15 protein-coding genes are annotated in these 15,131 nt (G+C 71.4%); 3 read left to right on the plus strand and 12 right to left on the minus strand.

Annotated features, from left to right (window positions below; genetic code table 11):
* Positions 1 to 3: 3 nt before the first annotated feature.
* From glnL to FJ694_RS05360, 9 genes are all read right to left on the minus strand, one after another.
* The gene (glnL, locus tag FJ694_RS05320; RefSeq protein WP_157264952.1) at positions 4 to 1,074 is read right to left on the minus strand and encodes a nitrogen regulation protein NR(II); all 1,071 of its coding nucleotides are present in this window, start codon (positions 1,072 to 1,074) and stop codon (positions 4 to 6) included.
* Positions 1,071 to 1,625 carry a hypothetical protein gene (locus tag FJ694_RS05325; protein ID WP_232539904.1) on the minus strand — a complete coding sequence of 185 codons (555 nt, stop codon included), beginning with the start codon at positions 1,623 to 1,625 and terminating at the stop codon, positions 1,071 to 1,073. The genes glnL and FJ694_RS05325 overlap by 4 nt, the downstream gene beginning before the upstream one ends.
* Positions 1,626 to 1,751: 126 nt before the next feature.
* The gene (gene glnA / locus FJ694_RS05330; protein ID WP_157264954.1) at positions 1,752 to 3,167 is read right to left on the minus strand and encodes a type I glutamate--ammonia ligase; all 1,416 of its coding nucleotides are present in this window, start codon (positions 3,165 to 3,167) and stop codon (positions 1,752 to 1,754) included.
* 245 nt (positions 3,168 to 3,412) lie between these two features.
* A complete protein-coding gene (locus FJ694_RS05335; protein WP_157264956.1) occupies positions 3,413 to 4,207 on the minus strand; it encodes a competence/damage-inducible protein A in 795 nt (264 codons plus the stop codon).
* Positions 4,204 to 5,103: an EI24 domain-containing protein gene (locus tag FJ694_RS05340; protein ID WP_157264996.1), complete on the minus strand. Its 900-nt coding sequence runs from the start codon at positions 5,101 to 5,103 to the stop codon at positions 4,204 to 4,206. Before FJ694_RS05340 ends, FJ694_RS05335 begins: the two co-directional genes overlap by 4 nt.
* Positions 5,104 to 5,139: 36 nt before the next feature.
* Entirely contained in the window at positions 5,140 to 6,084 is a 945-nt protein-coding gene (locus FJ694_RS05345) for a sterol desaturase family protein (protein ID WP_157264958.1), read from the minus strand.
* 21 nt (positions 6,085 to 6,105) lie between these two features.
* Positions 6,106 to 6,897, minus strand: a complete 792-nt coding sequence (locus tag FJ694_RS05350; RefSeq protein WP_157264960.1) for a polysaccharide deacetylase family protein — start codon at positions 6,895 to 6,897, stop codon at positions 6,106 to 6,108.
* Positions 6,881 to 7,924 (minus strand): YncE family protein, encoded by a 1,044-nt coding sequence (locus FJ694_RS05355; RefSeq protein WP_232539906.1) that lies wholly within the window; start codon positions 7,922 to 7,924, stop codon positions 6,881 to 6,883. The genes FJ694_RS05350 and FJ694_RS05355 overlap by 17 nt, the downstream gene beginning before the upstream one ends.
* A 134-nt stretch (positions 7,925 to 8,058) precedes the next feature.
* Entirely contained in the window at positions 8,059 to 8,889 is an 831-nt protein-coding gene (locus FJ694_RS05360) for a TIGR00266 family protein (RefSeq protein ID WP_157264962.1), read from the minus strand.
* A gap of 191 nt (positions 8,890 to 9,080) precedes the next feature.
* On the opposite strand from FJ694_RS05360, the gene FJ694_RS05365 reads away from it, so the two are divergent.
* Positions 9,081 to 10,295, plus strand: a complete 1,215-nt coding sequence (locus FJ694_RS05365) for a diguanylate cyclase domain-containing protein (protein WP_157264964.1) — start codon at positions 9,081 to 9,083, stop codon at positions 10,293 to 10,295.
* Between the two features lie 18 nt (positions 10,296 to 10,313).
* Here the strand turns inward: FJ694_RS05365 and FJ694_RS05370 are convergent, their stop codons facing one another.
* Positions 10,314 to 11,111: a CHAP domain-containing protein gene (locus FJ694_RS05370; protein ID WP_157264966.1), complete on the minus strand. Its 798-nt coding sequence runs from the start codon at positions 11,109 to 11,111 to the stop codon at positions 10,314 to 10,316.
* A 176-nt stretch (positions 11,112 to 11,287) separates the two neighbouring features.
* Here FJ694_RS05370 and FJ694_RS05375 point away from each other — a divergent pair, with 176 nt between their 5' ends.
* Positions 11,288 to 12,298 carry a metal-dependent hydrolase gene (locus tag FJ694_RS05375; RefSeq protein WP_157264968.1) on the plus strand — a complete coding sequence of 337 codons (1,011 nt, stop codon included), beginning with the start codon at positions 11,288 to 11,290 and terminating at the stop codon, positions 12,296 to 12,298.
* A 144-nt stretch (positions 12,299 to 12,442) separates the two neighbouring features.
* Positions 12,443 to 13,627 (plus strand): acetyl-CoA C-acyltransferase family protein, encoded by a 1,185-nt coding sequence (locus FJ694_RS05380; RefSeq protein ID WP_157264970.1) that lies wholly within the window; start codon positions 12,443 to 12,445, stop codon positions 13,625 to 13,627.
* Positions 13,628 to 13,731: 104 nt separating this feature from the next.
* Here FJ694_RS05380 and FJ694_RS05385 read toward each other — a convergent pair whose 3' ends face one another.
* Together FJ694_RS05385 and FJ694_RS05390 are read right to left on the minus strand one after the other, a co-directional pair.
* Positions 13,732 to 14,664 carry a sigma-70 family RNA polymerase sigma factor gene (locus FJ694_RS05385; RefSeq protein WP_157264972.1) on the minus strand — a complete coding sequence of 311 codons (933 nt, stop codon included), beginning with the start codon at positions 14,662 to 14,664 and terminating at the stop codon, positions 13,732 to 13,734.
* A 46-nt stretch (positions 14,665 to 14,710) separates the two neighbouring features.
* Positions 14,711 to 15,131 (minus strand): response regulator (locus tag FJ694_RS05390; RefSeq protein ID WP_157264974.1); only part of this gene is annotated, 421 nt, incomplete at its 5' end.

Below are 15,131 nucleotides of genomic sequence, written 5' to 3' on the forward strand. Positions count from 1 at the left end.
CAGTCAGGGCAAAGGAATAAGGATCTTGAAGATCGTCTGGCCGGGCGTGCTGTCGCATTCGATGGTCCCCTGGTGCTGTTGCACGAAGGTCTGCGCCAGCGTCAGCCCCAGGCCCGATCCGCCCTCGCGTCCCGACACCAGCGGGTAGAAGATGCGATCGCGGATCGACTCGGGAACACCCGGGCCGTTGTCCTCGATATGCAATTCCAGTGCCAGTCTGTAGCGCGTCTTGCCGATCGTGACCTGCCGCGTCACGCGCGTGCGCAGCACGATGCACGCGTCGCCCTCGGCGATGCGCTGCGTGAGCGCCTGCGCCGCGTTGTGCGCGATGTTGAGCACGGCCTGGATCAGCTGCTCGCGGTCGCCGCGGAACTCGGGAATCGAGGTGTCGTAGTCGCGCTGCACCGCCAGCCCGCGCGGGAACTCGGCCAGGATCAGCGAGCGCACCCGCTCGCACACCTCGTGGATGTTGACGTCGCCCACCACGTGCGGCTTGCGGTGCGGCGCCAGCAGCCGGTCCACCAGCGCCTGCAGCCGGTCGGCCTCCTGCACGATGACCTGCGTGTACTCGGTGAGTTCGCGCGACTGCAGCTCCATCTGCAGCAGCTGCGCCGCGCCGCGGATGCCGCCCAGCGGGTTCTTGATCTCGTGCGCCAGGTTGCGGATGAGCTCCTTGTTGGCCTGCGCCTGGTCCAGCGCGCGCTCCTCGCGGTCCTGGCGCGTCTGCTGCTCGATCTCGATCATCTCCACGACCACGCGGTCGGCGCGGTCGGTCTGGTTGACGATGACGTGCACCGGCAGCGCCTCGGGCTGCACCCCGGGCAGCCGCTTGAGCTGGGCGTCGAAGCGGCCGCTGGCGTAGTCGTTGCGCGCCACCGCCGCCAGCGTCTCCTGCAGCTGGCGCGGCAGCACGAACCACTGCGGCAGGCTGCCGCCCACCAGCGCGCGGCGCGACAGCCCGATCTGGTCCTCGAAGGCGGCGTTGACGAACAGGCACTGGCCCTGCGGCGAGACCACCGCCACCAGCGTGGCGAGCAGGTCGAAGTTGTCGTAGTGGGGTTCTTTGCGCTTCATGGCCGGGACACCCGGGAGAGTTCGCGCTGCAGCGCGGCGACGTCGGCACTGCTGCGCTCGATGGAGGCTTTCAGGGCGGCGACGCGGTCCAGGTAGCGCTGGTGGTTGCGCTCGCTGCCCAGCCGCTCGGGCTGGCCGTCGTTGTACTCGGCCAGCAGCAGCCGCAGCCGCGCCTGCTCGCGCTGCAGCTCCGCTTCCAGGATGGCGCGCGCGTCCTTGTCGCGCTCGCGCTGCTGCTGCGGCGCCACGCGCTCGCCGCCCGGGCTGGCCGGCGCCGCGGCCGGTCGCGATACCGACACCGGGGCAGCGGGTGCCGGCGCCGCGGCGCGCGGCCGCGGACCCTGCGGAATGGTCACGGGCAGCGCCTGCACCGGCTGGCAGCTGTGGCCCTGCGCACGCGCGCCGCGGGCACCGACGGCATCGGTGTAGAGCACGGGCGCGTCGGGCTTGGTGCACTGGTAGACCGCGCCGTCCTGCGCCTGGGCTGCGGCCATGCCGCCGAGCAGCAGCACAGCGCACAGCGCGCAGCGGCTGGTGAGCTTCATGCGCATGGGTTCTCTCGGGAGGGGTGTCGCGCGGATTGTGGCAAAGCCCCTCGCCACCGCCCCCGCCAGCCGCCAAAGAAAAAGACGGCCCGGGGGCCGTCCTTGCACGCGCTGCTCAGGATCCTTGCGGGATCACAGGGCGTAGTACATGTCGAACTCGACCGGGTGCGTGGCCATGCGGAAGCGCGTGACCTCCTGCATCTTGAGGTCGATGTAGGCGTCGATGTACGCGTCCGTGAACACGCCGCCCTTGGTCAGGAAGGCGCGGTCCTTGTCCAGCGCTTCCAGGGCCTGGTCCAGGCTGTGGCACACGGTCGGGATCTTCGCGTCCTCTTCCGGGGGCAGGTGGTACAGGTCCTTGGTGGCGGCCTCGCCCGGGTGGATCTTGTTTTCCACGCCGTCCAGGCCGGCCATCAGCAGCGCCGCGAAGCCCAGGTACGGGTTCATCAGGGGATCGGGGAAGCGGGCTTCCACGCGACGGCCCTTCGGGTTGGCCACGTAGGGGATGCGGATCGAGGCCGAGCGGTTCTTGGCCGAGTAGGCCAGCTTCACCGGGGCTTCGAAGCCGGGCACCAGGCGCTTGTAGCTGTTGGTGCCGGGGTTGGTGATGGCGTTCAGGGCACGGGCGTGCTTGATGATGCCGCCGATGTAGAACAGCGCGAACTCCGACAGGCCCGCGTAGCCGTCGCCGGCGAACAGGTTCTTGCCGTCCTTCCACACCGACTGGTGCACGTGCATGCCGCTGCCGTTGTCACCGACGATGGGCTTGGGCATGAACGTGGCGGTCTTGCCGTAGGCGGCCGCGACGTTGTGGATCACGTACTTCTGCAGCTGCACCCAGTCGGCGCGCTCGATGAGCGTGCTGAACTTGGTGCCGATCTCCATCTGGCCGGCGGTGGCCACCTCGTGGTGGTGCACCTCGACCGGGATGCCCAGCTGCTCCAGCAGCAGGCACATCTCCGAGCGCAGGTCCTGGCCCGAGTCGACCGGGGGCACCGGGAAGTAGCCGCCCTTGACGGTGGGACGGAAGCCGGAGTTGCCGTGCTCGTATTCCTTGCCCGTGTTCCAGGCGGCTTCCTCGCTCTCGATCTTCGAGAAGCAGCCCGACATGTCGATGTTCCAGCGCACGCTGTCGAACACGAAGAACTCGGGCTCCGGGCCGAAGTAGGCGGTGTCGCCCAGGCCGGAAGCGCGCATGTAGGCTTCGGCGCGCTTGGCCAGCGAGCGCGGGTCGCGCTCGTAGGGCTTGCCGTCGGCCGGATCGATGACGTCGCAGGTCAGGATCAGCGTGGGCTCTTCGAAGAACGGGTCGATGTTGGCCGTGTTGGCGTCCGGCATCAGCAGCATGTCGGAGGCTTCGATGCCCTTCCAGCCGGCGATCGACGAGCCGTCGAAGGCGTGGCCCGACTGGAACTTGTCTTCATCGAAATGGGAGACGGGCACCGAAACGTGCTGCTCCTTGCCGCGGGTGTCGGTGAAGCGGAAGTCAACGAACTTGACTTCGTTCTCCTTCACCATCTTCATCACGTCGGCGACGGTCTTGGCCATCAAAAAATCTCCTAGCGGGTGCTGTGCGAGGGGGTTGAATACAGCGGTTTCAAACAAAGGCCCGGCGTGCAGCCGGGCCATTGAAAGAGCCCAGCAATCTAGCAGAAAGCATGCCGTTTTCTGCCATCTCTGCTGTGCGCTGCGTCAAGCCGGGGCGCGGGCCCGTGAATCACGTCATTCCCCGGGTCATTAACGCCCCATGATGATGCATTCGTCTGCACCAAATTGGTGAAATGACAATCCTGCTAGCGCACCAATTCGGGGCCAAGTTTCACGCGCAACTGCTCCAGGCCGGCGCGCAGGGCTTCGAAGGCGGCATCCACCGCGTCGCCCGCGCCCTTGACGCCCAGCTCCACGTGGCGGCCCCACTGCGGGTGGTCCACGCTGGGCAGGCTGAAGACGCGCACCGGCGCGTGCGCGGCCTCGACGGCCTCCATCAGCGGCGTCAGCGCCGCCTCCATGGCGCCAAAGACGATGAAGGAGCGCTCGCGCTGGTGCTGCGAGCCGTGCAGCGCCGCGTAGCGGGTGTCGAGCAGTGCTTCCATCATCGGGTGCGCCATCACCGGGAAGCCCGGCAGGAAGTGCACCTCGCCGACGCTGAAGCCCGGAATGCGGTTGTAGGGATTCGGGATGATCTGCGCGCCCTGCGGGAACACGCCCATGTTGAGCCGCTGCAGGTTGTCCGGGCTGTCCGGGTCGAAGGGCACGCCCTTCTCCGCTGCCATCTCGCGCATGCGCTGCCCGATCAGATCCTTCGCCTGCGGGTGCAGCGCCAGCGGCACGCCCAGCGCCGCCGCGGCCGCCTGGCGCGTGTGGTCGTCGGGCGTGGCGCCGATGCCGCCGCAGCTGAACACGGCGTCGCCGCTGCTGAAAGCCTCGCGCAGCGTGGCCGTGATGCGCTCGCGCTCGTCGCCCACATAGCGCGCCCAGGCCAGCTGCAGCCCGCGCGCCGACAACAGCTCGATGGCCTTGGCCAGGTGCTTGTCCTGGCGCTTGCCGGAAAGGATCTCGTCGCCGATGACGATCAGGCCGAAGTTCATGCTTGGGGTTCCCGGGGCAGTTGCAGTACGGGCGCCGCCGGCGCCATCTCGATGATCTCGCCACCCGGCGGCGGCGTCGGCGCCTGGGCCGCCGCGGCCGCCTCCTGCGCGCGCAGCCGCTGCAGCGCCGCCAGCGCGAAGTGGGCGAACCACAGCGAGGAGAACACGAACACCACCGTGTACAGCCACACCGAGGCCACCACCAGCACCGGCGCCAGGATCAGCACCGCCGCGCCGAAGGCCCACAGCAGCGACGGCGCCGCGCCCAGGTAGCCGCTGACGACACCCATGGCCAGCAGCGGCCAGCGCTGCTCGCGCAGGATGCGCCGCCGCTCGTCGGCGCTGGCGTGCTCGGCGAGCACGTCGAAGGTGATCATCTGGTAGGTCAGCCAGCCCCAGATCAGCGGCGGCAGCACCAGCACCAGCGGCGGCACGAACCACAGCGGCACCGACAGCGCCAGCGCCAGCAGCGCCAGCGCCGAGCAGCCCAGCGACCAGCCCACGCTGGCCCAGAAGCCCGCGCCGCGGCGCCGCTGCAGCACCGGAAAGCGCCGCCGCGCCACCAGCGCGGTCAGCGCCGGCGTGGCCAGCAGCGCCACCAGCAGCAGCGACACCACCACCAGCACCGGCACCGTCAGCGCCACCACCAGCAGCGGCGCCACCACGCTGCGCAGCCCGCTGCCGCCCATGGCGTCGAGCCAGCCCAGCACCGCCGCGGTCAGCGACCAGCGCTCCAGCGACTGGTACACGCCGTCCACGGCGCTCTCCCAGTACAGCCAGCCCAGGCCCAGCGCCAGCGCCGCGGCGATGAGCAGCGGCGCCAGCGTCAGCAGGAACACGCGCGGGTGCAGGCAGTACGCGGCCGCGCGCCAGAAGGCGTCGAGCAGCTCCCTCATCGGGCGCATGGCCGCCCTCCTGCCGCGCCGCGCCGCTCAGCCACGCCCGGCCAGACGCTTGAGCCCCAGCCACTGCTGGGACAGGAAGCCGCGCCCCCAGTCACGCTCGTCGTCGGGCAGCCCGGTGGGCAGGTAGCGGTCGCCGAAGTAGGCGGTGCCGAAGAGCCGGTCCCAGATGGGGAACAGCACGGAGAAGTTGTCGCCGCCCGGGCGGCCGTGGCCGTCGGCCACCTCGCCGTCGCCGGTGCGGTGGTGCCAGCGGTGGTAGCGCGGGCTCACCAGCCAGCGCTCCAGCGGCCCGAACGACAGCCGCACGTTGGCATGCGACAGGCTCTCCAGCAGCTGCGTGAAGGCCACCACCGCCACGAACTGCCCCGGCGCGATGCCCACCAGCAGCCCCACCAGCACCAGCGCGCTGTCGCGGATCACGTCGTCGAGCAGGTGGTTGCGGTTGTCGCTCCACAGCGTCATCTGGCGCTGGCTGTGGTGCAGCCCGTGCAGCGCCCACCACCAGCGCCAGCGGTGCTGGCCGCGGTGCAGCAGGTAGTCCACGAAGTCGAACAGCAGCAGGTACAGCACGAAGCTCACCAGCGCCACGTCGGTCACGCCGGGCCACAGGTGGTCGAGCTGGAAGGTGGGCAGGCCCTCGACGCGCAGCCGGCCGATGAGCGCGTCCCACAGCGGGTCGAGCGTGAAGAACAGCACCACGCGGAACAGGCCCAGGCGGTGGATGAGCGTGTAGACCACGTCCACCCGCACCGCGGCGCGGTCCGTCACCGCCTCCACCGGGCGCCAGCGCTCCAGCAGCCGCAGCAGCGTGAGCATCAGCGCCAGCTGCACCAGCCCCACCAGCAGCCAGCCGGTGGCGACGAAGGCGTCCTCCATCGCGCTGGCCAGGCCCAGCTCGAACAGCAGCGGCTGCACCAGCAGCTCGAAAAGCGCCTGCTGCGCCTGTCCGAAAAGGTCAAAGAACCATTGCATGGCGGTCCGTCAGAAGGGATGTCAGCGCCCGACCGGCCGGGCGGCCCAGGCTGCGAACTGCGGATGATCGCGCAACGTCGCGAAGCAGAAGCCGCGCTGCTTCAGGCCCTCGACCAGCGGCTCCAGCACCGCCGGCGCCCACGGGTCCTTGCGCGACCAGATGCCCAGGTGCGCCAGCAGGATGTCGCCGGCGCGGATGTCTCGCAGCGCGCGCGCGAGCAACTGGCTGTTGGGATGGCGGTCGCTGGGCAACTCATCGCCCAGGAAGCCCGCCGGCGCCCAGCCCACGTGCTCGAAGCCGCAGCGCCGCGCCGCCGCCAGCAGCGCGGGCGAAGTCTTGCCGCCCGGCGCGCGGAAGAGCGGCAGCATCTTCTGCCCCGTCATGGCCTCGAAGCGCTCGGCCGGCTTCCTCAGCTCCGCGCAGTAGCCGGCCTCGTCGAGCGTGAAGCGCTGCCCGGACCGCGGCCCGGCCGTGGGCTGCACGGTGAAGGCGCCGCCGCCCTGGTCGGCGCGCCAGACCGCGTGGCTCCAGGTGTGCGAGCCGAAGGCATGCCCTTCCGCGGCGCGGGCGCGCCACCACGGCGCCCATTCATCGTCCAGGCTGCTGCCGTCATCGAGCGTGCGCTCGTCGGCGAGGAAGAAGGTGGCCTTCACCTGCTGGCGCTGCAGCACCTGCGCCACCAGCGGCGCCACGCCCATGTGGCCGGTGTCGAAGGTGAGGTAGACCGGCTTGTCGCAGCCCGGCGCCGCGGCCGCGGCCGTGGCGGCCGCGAGCAGCGCGCCAAGCGTCAGCGCCTCAATGCCGCGGGGCATGGTCGAGCGTCCAGATGCCGTGCGGCGAGCGCCCCACCGGCACCTGCTGCACGACCTGCTTCTTCTCGATGTCGATCACGGTGACCTTGCGCGCCCAGCGCGAGGACACCAGCAGCGTCTTGCCGTCGGACAGCAGCTCCATGCAGTCCGGGCCGCCCGGCGCGGGCAGCGTGCTCACCACCGACAGCGACTGCGTGTCTATCATGCTGATGGTGTTGGCCACGCGGTTGGAGACGAAGAGGTGCCTGCCGTCGCCGCGCGAGCGGAAGGCGTGCGCGCCCTTGCCGGTGGGAATGCGCTTGACGAGCTTCGGCTGCGCGCCGCTCACGTCGTAGGCCTCGACCACCTCGTCGCCGGTCAGCCCTACCAGCAGCGTGCGGTCGTCGGGCGTGAGGTAGACGTCCGCGGGCATCTTGCCCACCGGGATGCGCCAGCGCGGCGCCTGCGTGCGCAGGTCGATGGCGATGAGCTCGTCGCTGTCCTGCAGCGAGCTGTAGACCACGCTGGACTTGGTGTCGATGGCCAGGTGGCTGGGCGTCTTGCCCGCGGGGATGCGCTTGGCCAGCTGCAGCGGCTGCGCGGCGTTGGCCGGGTCCCAGCGGTAGATGTCGATGTGGTCGAGCCGGTTGGCCGCCGTCACGAACCACTTCATGTCCGGCGAGAAGCGCAGGTGGTAGGGGTCGATGATGCCGGTGATGGTGCGCTGCACCTGTGCCGTCTTCGGGTCGATGAAGGTCAGCGAGTCCGACAGCGCGTTGGCCACGATCACCGACTTCTCGTCGGGCGTCAGGTAGAGGTGGTGCGGCTCCTTGCCGGTGGCAATCAGCGCCTTCGGCGCCATCGTGGCGCGGTCGAGCACGCTGACGTTGGCGTCCTGCGAGTTGAGCACGAACACCGGCGGCAGCGCCGCCGCGGGGGCCGTGGCCGGCGCCACGGTGGGCACCACGGACTGCGCCGCGGCCCAGCCGGCGGCGCCCACCAGGCACAACCCGGCACCGGCCCGCGCCATCTTCATCAACAGCTTCATTCGTCCACCACCGCTTGCAAGGGGGCGTCAGTGTAGTCACGCGCCCCGCCCCGGCGCCGTGCCGGGTTGTCGGAAAAGTTGACGTCCGTCACGCCGCGCGCGGGCACCGCACACCCTGCGCGCGGCGCGCCGGTTCAGTCGTCGCGGTCGCCGCCGCCGAACAGCCCGCCCAGCCCGCCCAGCACCCCGGCGCCGGCGGCGAACGGCAGGATCGAGCCCTCCTCGCGCCCGCCGCCGCCGGCCTGCGGCGCCGCGGCGAACACGCGCGAGGCCAGGCGCGAGAACGGCAGGCTCTGCAGCCATACCGTGCCGGGGCCGGTGACGCGGGCGAAGAACAGGCCCTCGCCGCCGAAGAGGGCCGTCTTGATCTTGCCGACGTACTGGATCTCGAAGTTGACGCCGGGCGTCATCGCCACCACGCAGCCGGTGTCGATGAGCAGCGTCTGCCCGGGCTGCAGGTCGCGCCGCACCACGGTGCCGCCGGCGTGCACGAAGGCCAGGCCGTCGCCGTCGAGGCGCTGCATGATGAAGCCCTCCCCGCCGAAGAAGCCCACCGAGAGCTTCTGCTGCAGGTACAGGCCCAGCGACACGCCGCGCGCGGCGCACAGGAACGCGTCCTTCTGGCAGATCAGCGTGCCGCCGAGCTGGCGCAGGTCCATCGGCAGGATCTTGCCCGGATAGGGCGCGGCGAAGGCCACGCGCTGCTTGGCGTGGGCCTGGTTGGTGTAGACGGTGGTGAACAGCGACTCGCCGGTGATGAGCCGCTTGCCCGCGCCCAGCAGCTTGCCGAACAGCCCCCCGGCCTGGCGCCCGCCGTCGCCGAAGACGGTCTCCATGCCGATGCCGGCGTCCATGAACATGAGGCTGCCCGCCTCGCCCACCGCGGCTTCGCCCGGATCGAGCTCGATCTCGACGAACTGCATCTCCGCGCCCCTGATCTCGTAATCGACGACGTCCATGGCCATGGCCTGATTTCCCTGGGATGTTGAAAAAAGCGCGCGCATGGTACTGAAACCCCCTGGGCCCCGGCCCGGCTGTATCCAGGCGTCAGCCAATTCCTACCGCTGACGCACGCGGTTGCATCCCGCGCGCGCCGGGAAGGGACAGTGCCGCAGCCACCCCCGCATCGCGGGCGGCCCATGCCTTACCCGCGACGATGCAACCTGACCTTCCCACCCTGCTGCTGGCCGACCTGGTGCTCACCGCCGGCGTGGCGCTGCTGACCGCGGCCTGGGGCCTGCTGCGCAACGTGCCACGCGGCCACTGGGGCTGGGTGGCGGCGCCGGCGCTGGCCGCCGCCGGCGCGGCGCTGCAGCTGGCCGGCACGAGCACCGGCTGGCCGCTGCTGGCCGGCCTGGGGCTGTGGCTGATGTCGCTGTGGCCGCTGGCGGCGCTGCAGGGGCTGCGCCGCTTCGACGCGCGCCAGCGCCTGCCCGGCAGCGTGCGCGGCGACGCGGTGCTGGCCGCGCTGGCGGCGCTGTGGGCGCTGGGCCTGGAGTTCGAGGACGCCGCGCAGCGCGACGCGCAGGCCGCGGTGCTGGGCGCGGCGCTGCAGGCGGCCGTGGCGGTGCTGCTCGGCCGCGCGCCGTCGGTGCGCCACAGCACCGTGCTGCGCATCTCGGCGCTGACGCTGGCCACGGGCGCCGTGCTGCAGGCCGGCGCGGCCTGGCTGGCGCTGCGCAGCCGCGTCGACTGGACGCTGCCGGCCGTGCTGCTGCTCAACGCGCTGCTGGCCGTGGTGAGCAGCGGCGTGGCGCCGCTGCTGGCCCAGGAGCGCGCCGAGGAGGCGCTGCGCGAATCGCGGCGCCGGCTGCGGCTGCTGGGCCGGCGCGAGCTGGTCGAGCCCGGCACGGCGCACTTCGACGTGCTGGCGCGGCGGCTGCTGCGGCGCGAGACGCGCGCCGCCGCCGTGCTGCTGTTCGACCTGGACGAGCCCGAGCGCGGCGACATGGAGGCGACCACGCCGCACCTGCGCCGCCGCGTGGTCGCGCACGCGGTGCACGCCACGCTGCGCGGCAACGACATCGCCGGGCGCCACGGCGACGCCTTCGTGCTGCTGCTGCCCGGCACCTCGCTGCGCAACGCCATGGCCGCGGCCACGCGCATTGCCGGGCGGGTGCAGGCGCTGGCGCTGCTGGAGTCGAGCGCGGCGATGGGCCTGAGCTTCGGCGTGGGCGAGCTGCGCGCGGGCGAGCCGCTGGCGCCGGGGCTGGATCGCGCGCGGCAGGCGCTGGCCGAGGCGCGGCGCCAGGGCCCCGGGCGGGCGGTGTGCGCCGCCGCCGGCGAGCGCGGCCCGGTGTTCGTGGAAAGCCGCCGCCTGGGGCCGCGCCCGCCGCAGTCCCCGGCCGAGCCGGTGCCGCGCAGCGCGTAGGGCGGCGGCCCGCTCCGGTCAGCGGTAGAGCAGGAAGCCCTTGTTGATCTCGCCGATCTTGCGCTGGAGCCGGTAGACGCCGCCGCCCTCGCGCGTCTTGCTGGCGTCGGTGTTGCCTTCGATCGTGGTGAGCCAGCCGCCGTTGCTGGACTCCACGAGGCCCGTGTGCCCCAGCCCCGCGCCATGGTCCATCACGAAGATCATGCCCGGCAGCACCCGCGCGGGGTCGTTGCGCGCATCCGCCGCCAGCAGGCGCTGGGCACCCGCTGCCGGCGCCTTGTTCCAGTGGTTCAGGCAGCCGCCCGTGCGCACCATCGGGTTGGGCCGGCCCAGCTTCTGGGCCGCCTCCTGGTGGCAGAAGTAGACGAAGGCGCAGCACCACGCATAGCCCGGGCCCAGCCCGACGCTTGCCAGGTACTGGTTCACCCGCGGACCTGAGTTCGAGTTCCTGGGCACCTCGCGCACGAGGGCTTCGACCTCCTGGGCCGCCACCAGCAGCACCTGCTCCTGGAAGCCGCCCGCGGCGGGGCGCGCCTCCGGCGGCAGCGAGGCCGCGCCGAAGAGCGCGCCCCAGGTCAGCGCGCCGATCTGCCCGTCCTGCTTGAGCGCGCGGCCCTCGGCATCGACGTGGCGCGACTGGAACAGCATCACGGCCGATTCCATCTTCGCGCCGAACTCGCCGATGTTCGTGTCCAGCCGGAAGTCCGGATCGGGACCCAGCACCTCGTTGAGCCGGGACTTGATCTGGCGGACCAGGGCCTTGTCGGTCTCGCCGCGCTTGATGATCCGGCCGGGATATTGAAGCTGCTCTGCCATGCTGATCCTCCATTGGATGGAAAGCGGCATGAACCTGCGCTGCCGCGCGTGCCATCCGACCACGGCGCTTTTCGCGAGGGATAGAGGAAAAAGCCCGATGGCAGGCGCCGCCACCCACCGGCCGCGAAGCCCCCCCGCGCCGCGCCTCGACGCCCGCCCTGGCAGCATCGCGGCCCATGGACTCCGTCACCCACGTTCTCCTCGGCGGCGCCGCCGCCGTCGCCGTCATGGGCCGGCGCGTCGCGCCCTGGAAGGCCGCGCTCTGGGGCGCCGCCTGCAACACCCTGCCCGACCTCGACGTCTTCATCGACCACGGCGACGCCGTCAGCAACATGGTGCTGCACCGCGGCCACACGCACGCGCTGCTGTGGCTGGCGCTGGCGTCGCCGCTGCTCGCCGCCCTGGCTGCGCGGCTCATGCCCGGCGGCGGCTTCAGGCGCTGGTGGCTCGCCACGGCGCTGGCGCTGCTCACGCACCCGCTGCTGGACCTCATGACCGTCTACGGCACCCGGCTGCTGCTGCCCTTCAGCGACCACCCCTGGGCCGTCGGCTCGCTCTTCATCATCGACCCGCTCGTCACCCTGCCGCTGCTGGTCGGCCTGGCCGTGGCGCTGTGGCGGCGCAGCCCGAAGGGACTGCGCTGGAACGTCGCCGGGCTCGCCATCTCGACCTTGTACGTGGCGTGGAGCGTCGTGGCGCAGCAGCAGGTGGAAAGCGTCGCCCGGGCCTCGGCCCGCGCCCAGGGGCTGGCACCGCAGCGCGTGCTGGTCACGCCCACGCCGCTGAACACGCTGCTGTGGCGCGTGGTGCTGGTGCAGGACGGGCAGTACCACGAGGGCTTCCGCTCGCTGCTGGATGAGGGCGAAACCATGGCCTTCGAGCGCTTCGACCGCGGCACGGCGGCGCTGGCGCCGCTGCTGCGCCCGGTGGAGGCCGCGCAGCAGATCCGCGCCTTCAGCCAGGGCTTCTACAAGCTCTCGCGTGCCGGCGACGACCTGCTGATCACCGACCTGCGCATGGGCCAGGAGCCGCAGTACGTGTTCGGCTTCGTGGTGGCGCGCCAGGACGGCGACGGCAGCGTGCGGCCGCTCAAGCCCTGGCAGGTGGGCGGGCGCATCGACAACGACCGGGCGCTGGCCTGGCTGCTGCCGCGCATGCTGGGCCGCGCGCTGCCGCCGCCGCGCTGACGCGCGTCCCTTGCGCCAGATCAAGCGCCGGCTTGCGCTGCGTCATACGACGACTCGGTGCTTCCCCAGGGTCCGGCTGCGTTGTCAGCTTTGTGTAGCTTGCCGGTCCTAACGTGAACAAGTCCACACAAGGAGACACCCCAAATGACTCAGGAAGTGTTTGTTCTCTCGGCCCAGCGCTCGGCCATCGGCACCTTCGGCGGCTCGCTCAAGGACGTGCCGCTGGCCGACCTGGCCACCACCGTCGTCAAGGCCGCGCTGGAGAAGAGCGGCGTCGAAGCCGCGCGCATCGGCCATCTGGCCATGGGCAACGTCATCCCGACCGAGGCGCGCGACGCCTACCTCAGCCGCGTGGCCGCCATGAACGCCGGCTGCCCGCAGGAGACGCCGGCCTACAACGTCAACCGCCTGTGCGGCTCGGGCCTGCAGGCCATCATCAACGCCTCGCAGTCGATCATGCTGGGCGACTGCGACTTCGCCATCGGCGCCGGCGCCGAGTCGATGAGCCGCGGCCCGTACCTGATGCAGGCCGGCCGCTGGGGCGCGCGCATGGGCGACACGCAGCTGCAGGACTACATGGTCGGCATCCTGCACGACCCGTTCCACCGCATCCACATGGGCGTGACGGCCGAGAACGTGGCCGACCGCTTCGGCATCACGCGCGAGCAGATGGACGAGCTGGCCGTCGAGAGCCACAAGCGCGCCGCCGCCGCCATCGCCGCCGGCCGCTTCAAGGAGCAGATCGCCCCGGTCGCCATCGTCAGCCGCAAGGGCACGACGTATTTCGACACCGACGAGCACGTCAAGCCGGACACCACGGTGGAGACGCTGGCCAAGATGAAGCCGGCCTTCCGCAAGGAAAACGGCCGCGTCACCGCCGGCAACGCCTCGGGCGTGAACGACGGCGCCGGCGCCCTGGTGCTGGCCAGCGGCAGCGCCGTGCAGTCCGGCGGCCTGAAGCCCATCGCGCGCCTGGTCGCCTACGCCCACACCGGCATCGAGCCGGCGATCATGGGCATCGGCCCGGTCTCGGCCACCAAGGCCGTGCTGGCGCGCTCGGGCCTGAAGCTCTCCGACCTGGACGTGATCGAGGCCAACGAGGCCTTCGCCGCCCAGGCCTGCGCCGTGAGCAAGGAGCTCGACCTCGACCCGGCCAAGGTCAACCCGAACGGCTCGGGCATCTCGCTGGGCCACCCGGTGGGCGGCACGGGCGCCATCATCACCACCAAGGCGCTGTACGAGCTGCAGCGCGTGCAGGGCCGCTACGCCCTGGTGACGATGTGCATCGGCGGCGGCCAGGGCATCGCGGCGATCTTCGAGCGCTGCTGATCCCGGGTGGAGTGCTCCGGTGTTCCCGGGGCGCTCCGCGCCAATGACGAAGGGCCCGCGAGGGCCCTTTTTCGTTGCTCGGCGTGCCGTGCGCGGCCGCTCGATCACCCCCACCGCGTCCCGCTGCCCACCGAGATCCGGTCGTCGCCCGGCGGCGGCGTGAACTGGTCCTTGGGCTTGGTGAGCACGTTCTCGATGAGCGTGCCCCACGGCCCGTCGGTGGGCAGCGTCTCCAGCTCGGCCTCGCGCTGCGCCACCAGCTCGTCGAACTGCCTGGCTGCCACCGCCGGCACGCGGTCGGCGGCGCGGTGGTGGCCGAAATGCGTGGAAATGCGCTGCAGCACCGACTTGTAGAGCTGCGACACGCGCGAGGGCGTCACCTTCAGCGACGCCGCCAGCTCCACCGGCGTCATGCCCACGCCCAGGTAGGAGTCGATCACCTGCCGGTCGCGCTCGGGCAGCTGGGCGAAGAACTTCTCCAGGTGGCGCATCACGATGCTGGTGTCCACCCGCGCCTCGACCTCTTCCTTCTCGGTGGCGGGGTGCATCTCGAAGCTGCCGCTGCCCTCCTCGAACTCCGAGTCCGGCCCGCTGCTGCTGCGCATGCGCCCGGCCTGGTCGAGCATCTCCAGCGCCGAGATCTCGTCCACGTCCAGGCCGCACACCTGGCTGAGCTGCGCCAGCGTGGCCTCGACGCCGTTGGTGGCGCGCCAGCGCTCGCGCGCGATCTGGATGATCTTGACCTTGCGCCGCTGGCCGCGGCCGAGATGGTCCATCTGCCGCAGCTCGTCGAGCATCGCGCCCTTGACGCGCATGCGCGCGTAGCGCACGAAGGCCTCCTTGGCCTCCTCGGTGTCGCGGTCGCCTTCCCACTCGAAGCTCAGCGCCGCCTGCGCCACGGCGATCAGGCCGACCTGGATCAGGTCGGCCTTCTCGACGTTGGCCGGCAGGTGCCGCACCAGCGCCTGCGCCTGCTTGCGCACCCAGGACTCGTTTCGAGCGATCAATGCCGAGGGCACGCCATGCATGGGAACCATGGGCCGATTCTAGGGCCCTCCTCCGCGGGCCCCCTTCGGCGGGATTTCACTCGGCCGCGTGGTCCAGCCAGCGCTCCAGCGTGGCGTAGAGCAGCCCCGGGTTGACGGGCTTGGGGATGTAGTCGTTCATGCCCGCGTCCATGCACGCGGCCCGGTCCTCGGCAAAGGCGTTGGCGGTCATGGCCAGGATCGGCACCCGGCGCCCTTCGGGCAGCGCGCGGATGGCGCGCGCCGCCTCCAGCCCGTCCATCACCGGCATCTGCATGTCCATGAGCACCAGGGCATAGCTGTCGTAGCGGCGCACGGCCGCCAGCGCCTGCGCGCCGTCCTCGGCGCTGTCCACCTCGAAGCCGGCAAAGCGCAGCAGCTCGGTGGCGAGCTCGCGGTTGACGGGGTTGTCCTCGGCCAGCAGCACGCGCCGCCCGGCGAAGCGCGCGCGCAGCGCCGCCGCGCCGGCCGCCGGCGAC

This window comes from Azohydromonas aeria, from assembly GCF_009760915.1.
Taxonomy (GTDB): Bacteria; Pseudomonadota; Gammaproteobacteria; order Burkholderiales; family Burkholderiaceae_C; genus Azohydromonas; species Azohydromonas aeria.

Bases quoted from the DNA above. Each gene is read 5' to 3' on its own strand.
- glnL (WP_157264952.1), bottom strand. From the start codon at position 1,074: ATGAAGCGCAAAGAACCCCACTACGACAACTTCGACCTGCTCGCCACG.
- FJ694_RS05325 (WP_232539904.1), bottom strand. From the start codon at position 1,625: ATGCGCATGAAGCTCACCAGCCGCTGCGCGCTGTGCGCTGTGCTGCTG.
- glnA (WP_157264954.1), bottom strand. From the start codon at position 3,167: ATGGCCAAGACCGTCGCCGACGTGATGAAGATGGTGAAGGAGAACGAA.
- FJ694_RS05335 (WP_157264956.1), bottom strand. From the start codon at position 4,207: ATGAACTTCGGCCTGATCGTCATCGGCGACGAGATCCTTTCCGGCAAG.
- FJ694_RS05340 (WP_157264996.1), bottom strand. From the start codon at position 5,103: ATGAGGGAGCTGCTCGACGCCTTCTGGCGCGCGGCCGCGTACTGCCTG.
- FJ694_RS05345 (WP_157264958.1), bottom strand. From the start codon at position 6,084: ATGCAATGGTTCTTTGACCTTTTCGGACAGGCGCAGCAGGCGCTTTTC.
- FJ694_RS05350 (WP_157264960.1), bottom strand. From the start codon at position 6,897: ATGCCCCGCGGCATTGAGGCGCTGACGCTTGGCGCGCTGCTCGCGGCC.
- FJ694_RS05355 (WP_232539906.1), bottom strand. From the start codon at position 7,924: ATGAAGCTGTTGATGAAGATGGCGCGGGCCGGTGCCGGGTTGTGCCTG.
- FJ694_RS05360 (WP_157264962.1), bottom strand. From the start codon at position 8,889: ATGGCCATGGACGTCGTCGATTACGAGATCAGGGGCGCGGAGATGCAG.
- FJ694_RS05365 (WP_157264964.1), top strand. From the start codon at position 9,081: ATGCAACCTGACCTTCCCACCCTGCTGCTGGCCGACCTGGTGCTCACC.
- FJ694_RS05370 (WP_157264966.1), bottom strand. From the start codon at position 11,111: ATGGCAGAGCAGCTTCAATATCCCGGCCGGATCATCAAGCGCGGCGAG.
- FJ694_RS05375 (WP_157264968.1), top strand. From the start codon at position 11,288: ATGGACTCCGTCACCCACGTTCTCCTCGGCGGCGCCGCCGCCGTCGCC.
- FJ694_RS05380 (WP_157264970.1), top strand. From the start codon at position 12,443: ATGACTCAGGAAGTGTTTGTTCTCTCGGCCCAGCGCTCGGCCATCGGC.
- FJ694_RS05385 (WP_157264972.1), bottom strand. From the start codon at position 14,664: ATGGTTCCCATGCATGGCGTGCCCTCGGCATTGATCGCTCGAAACGAG.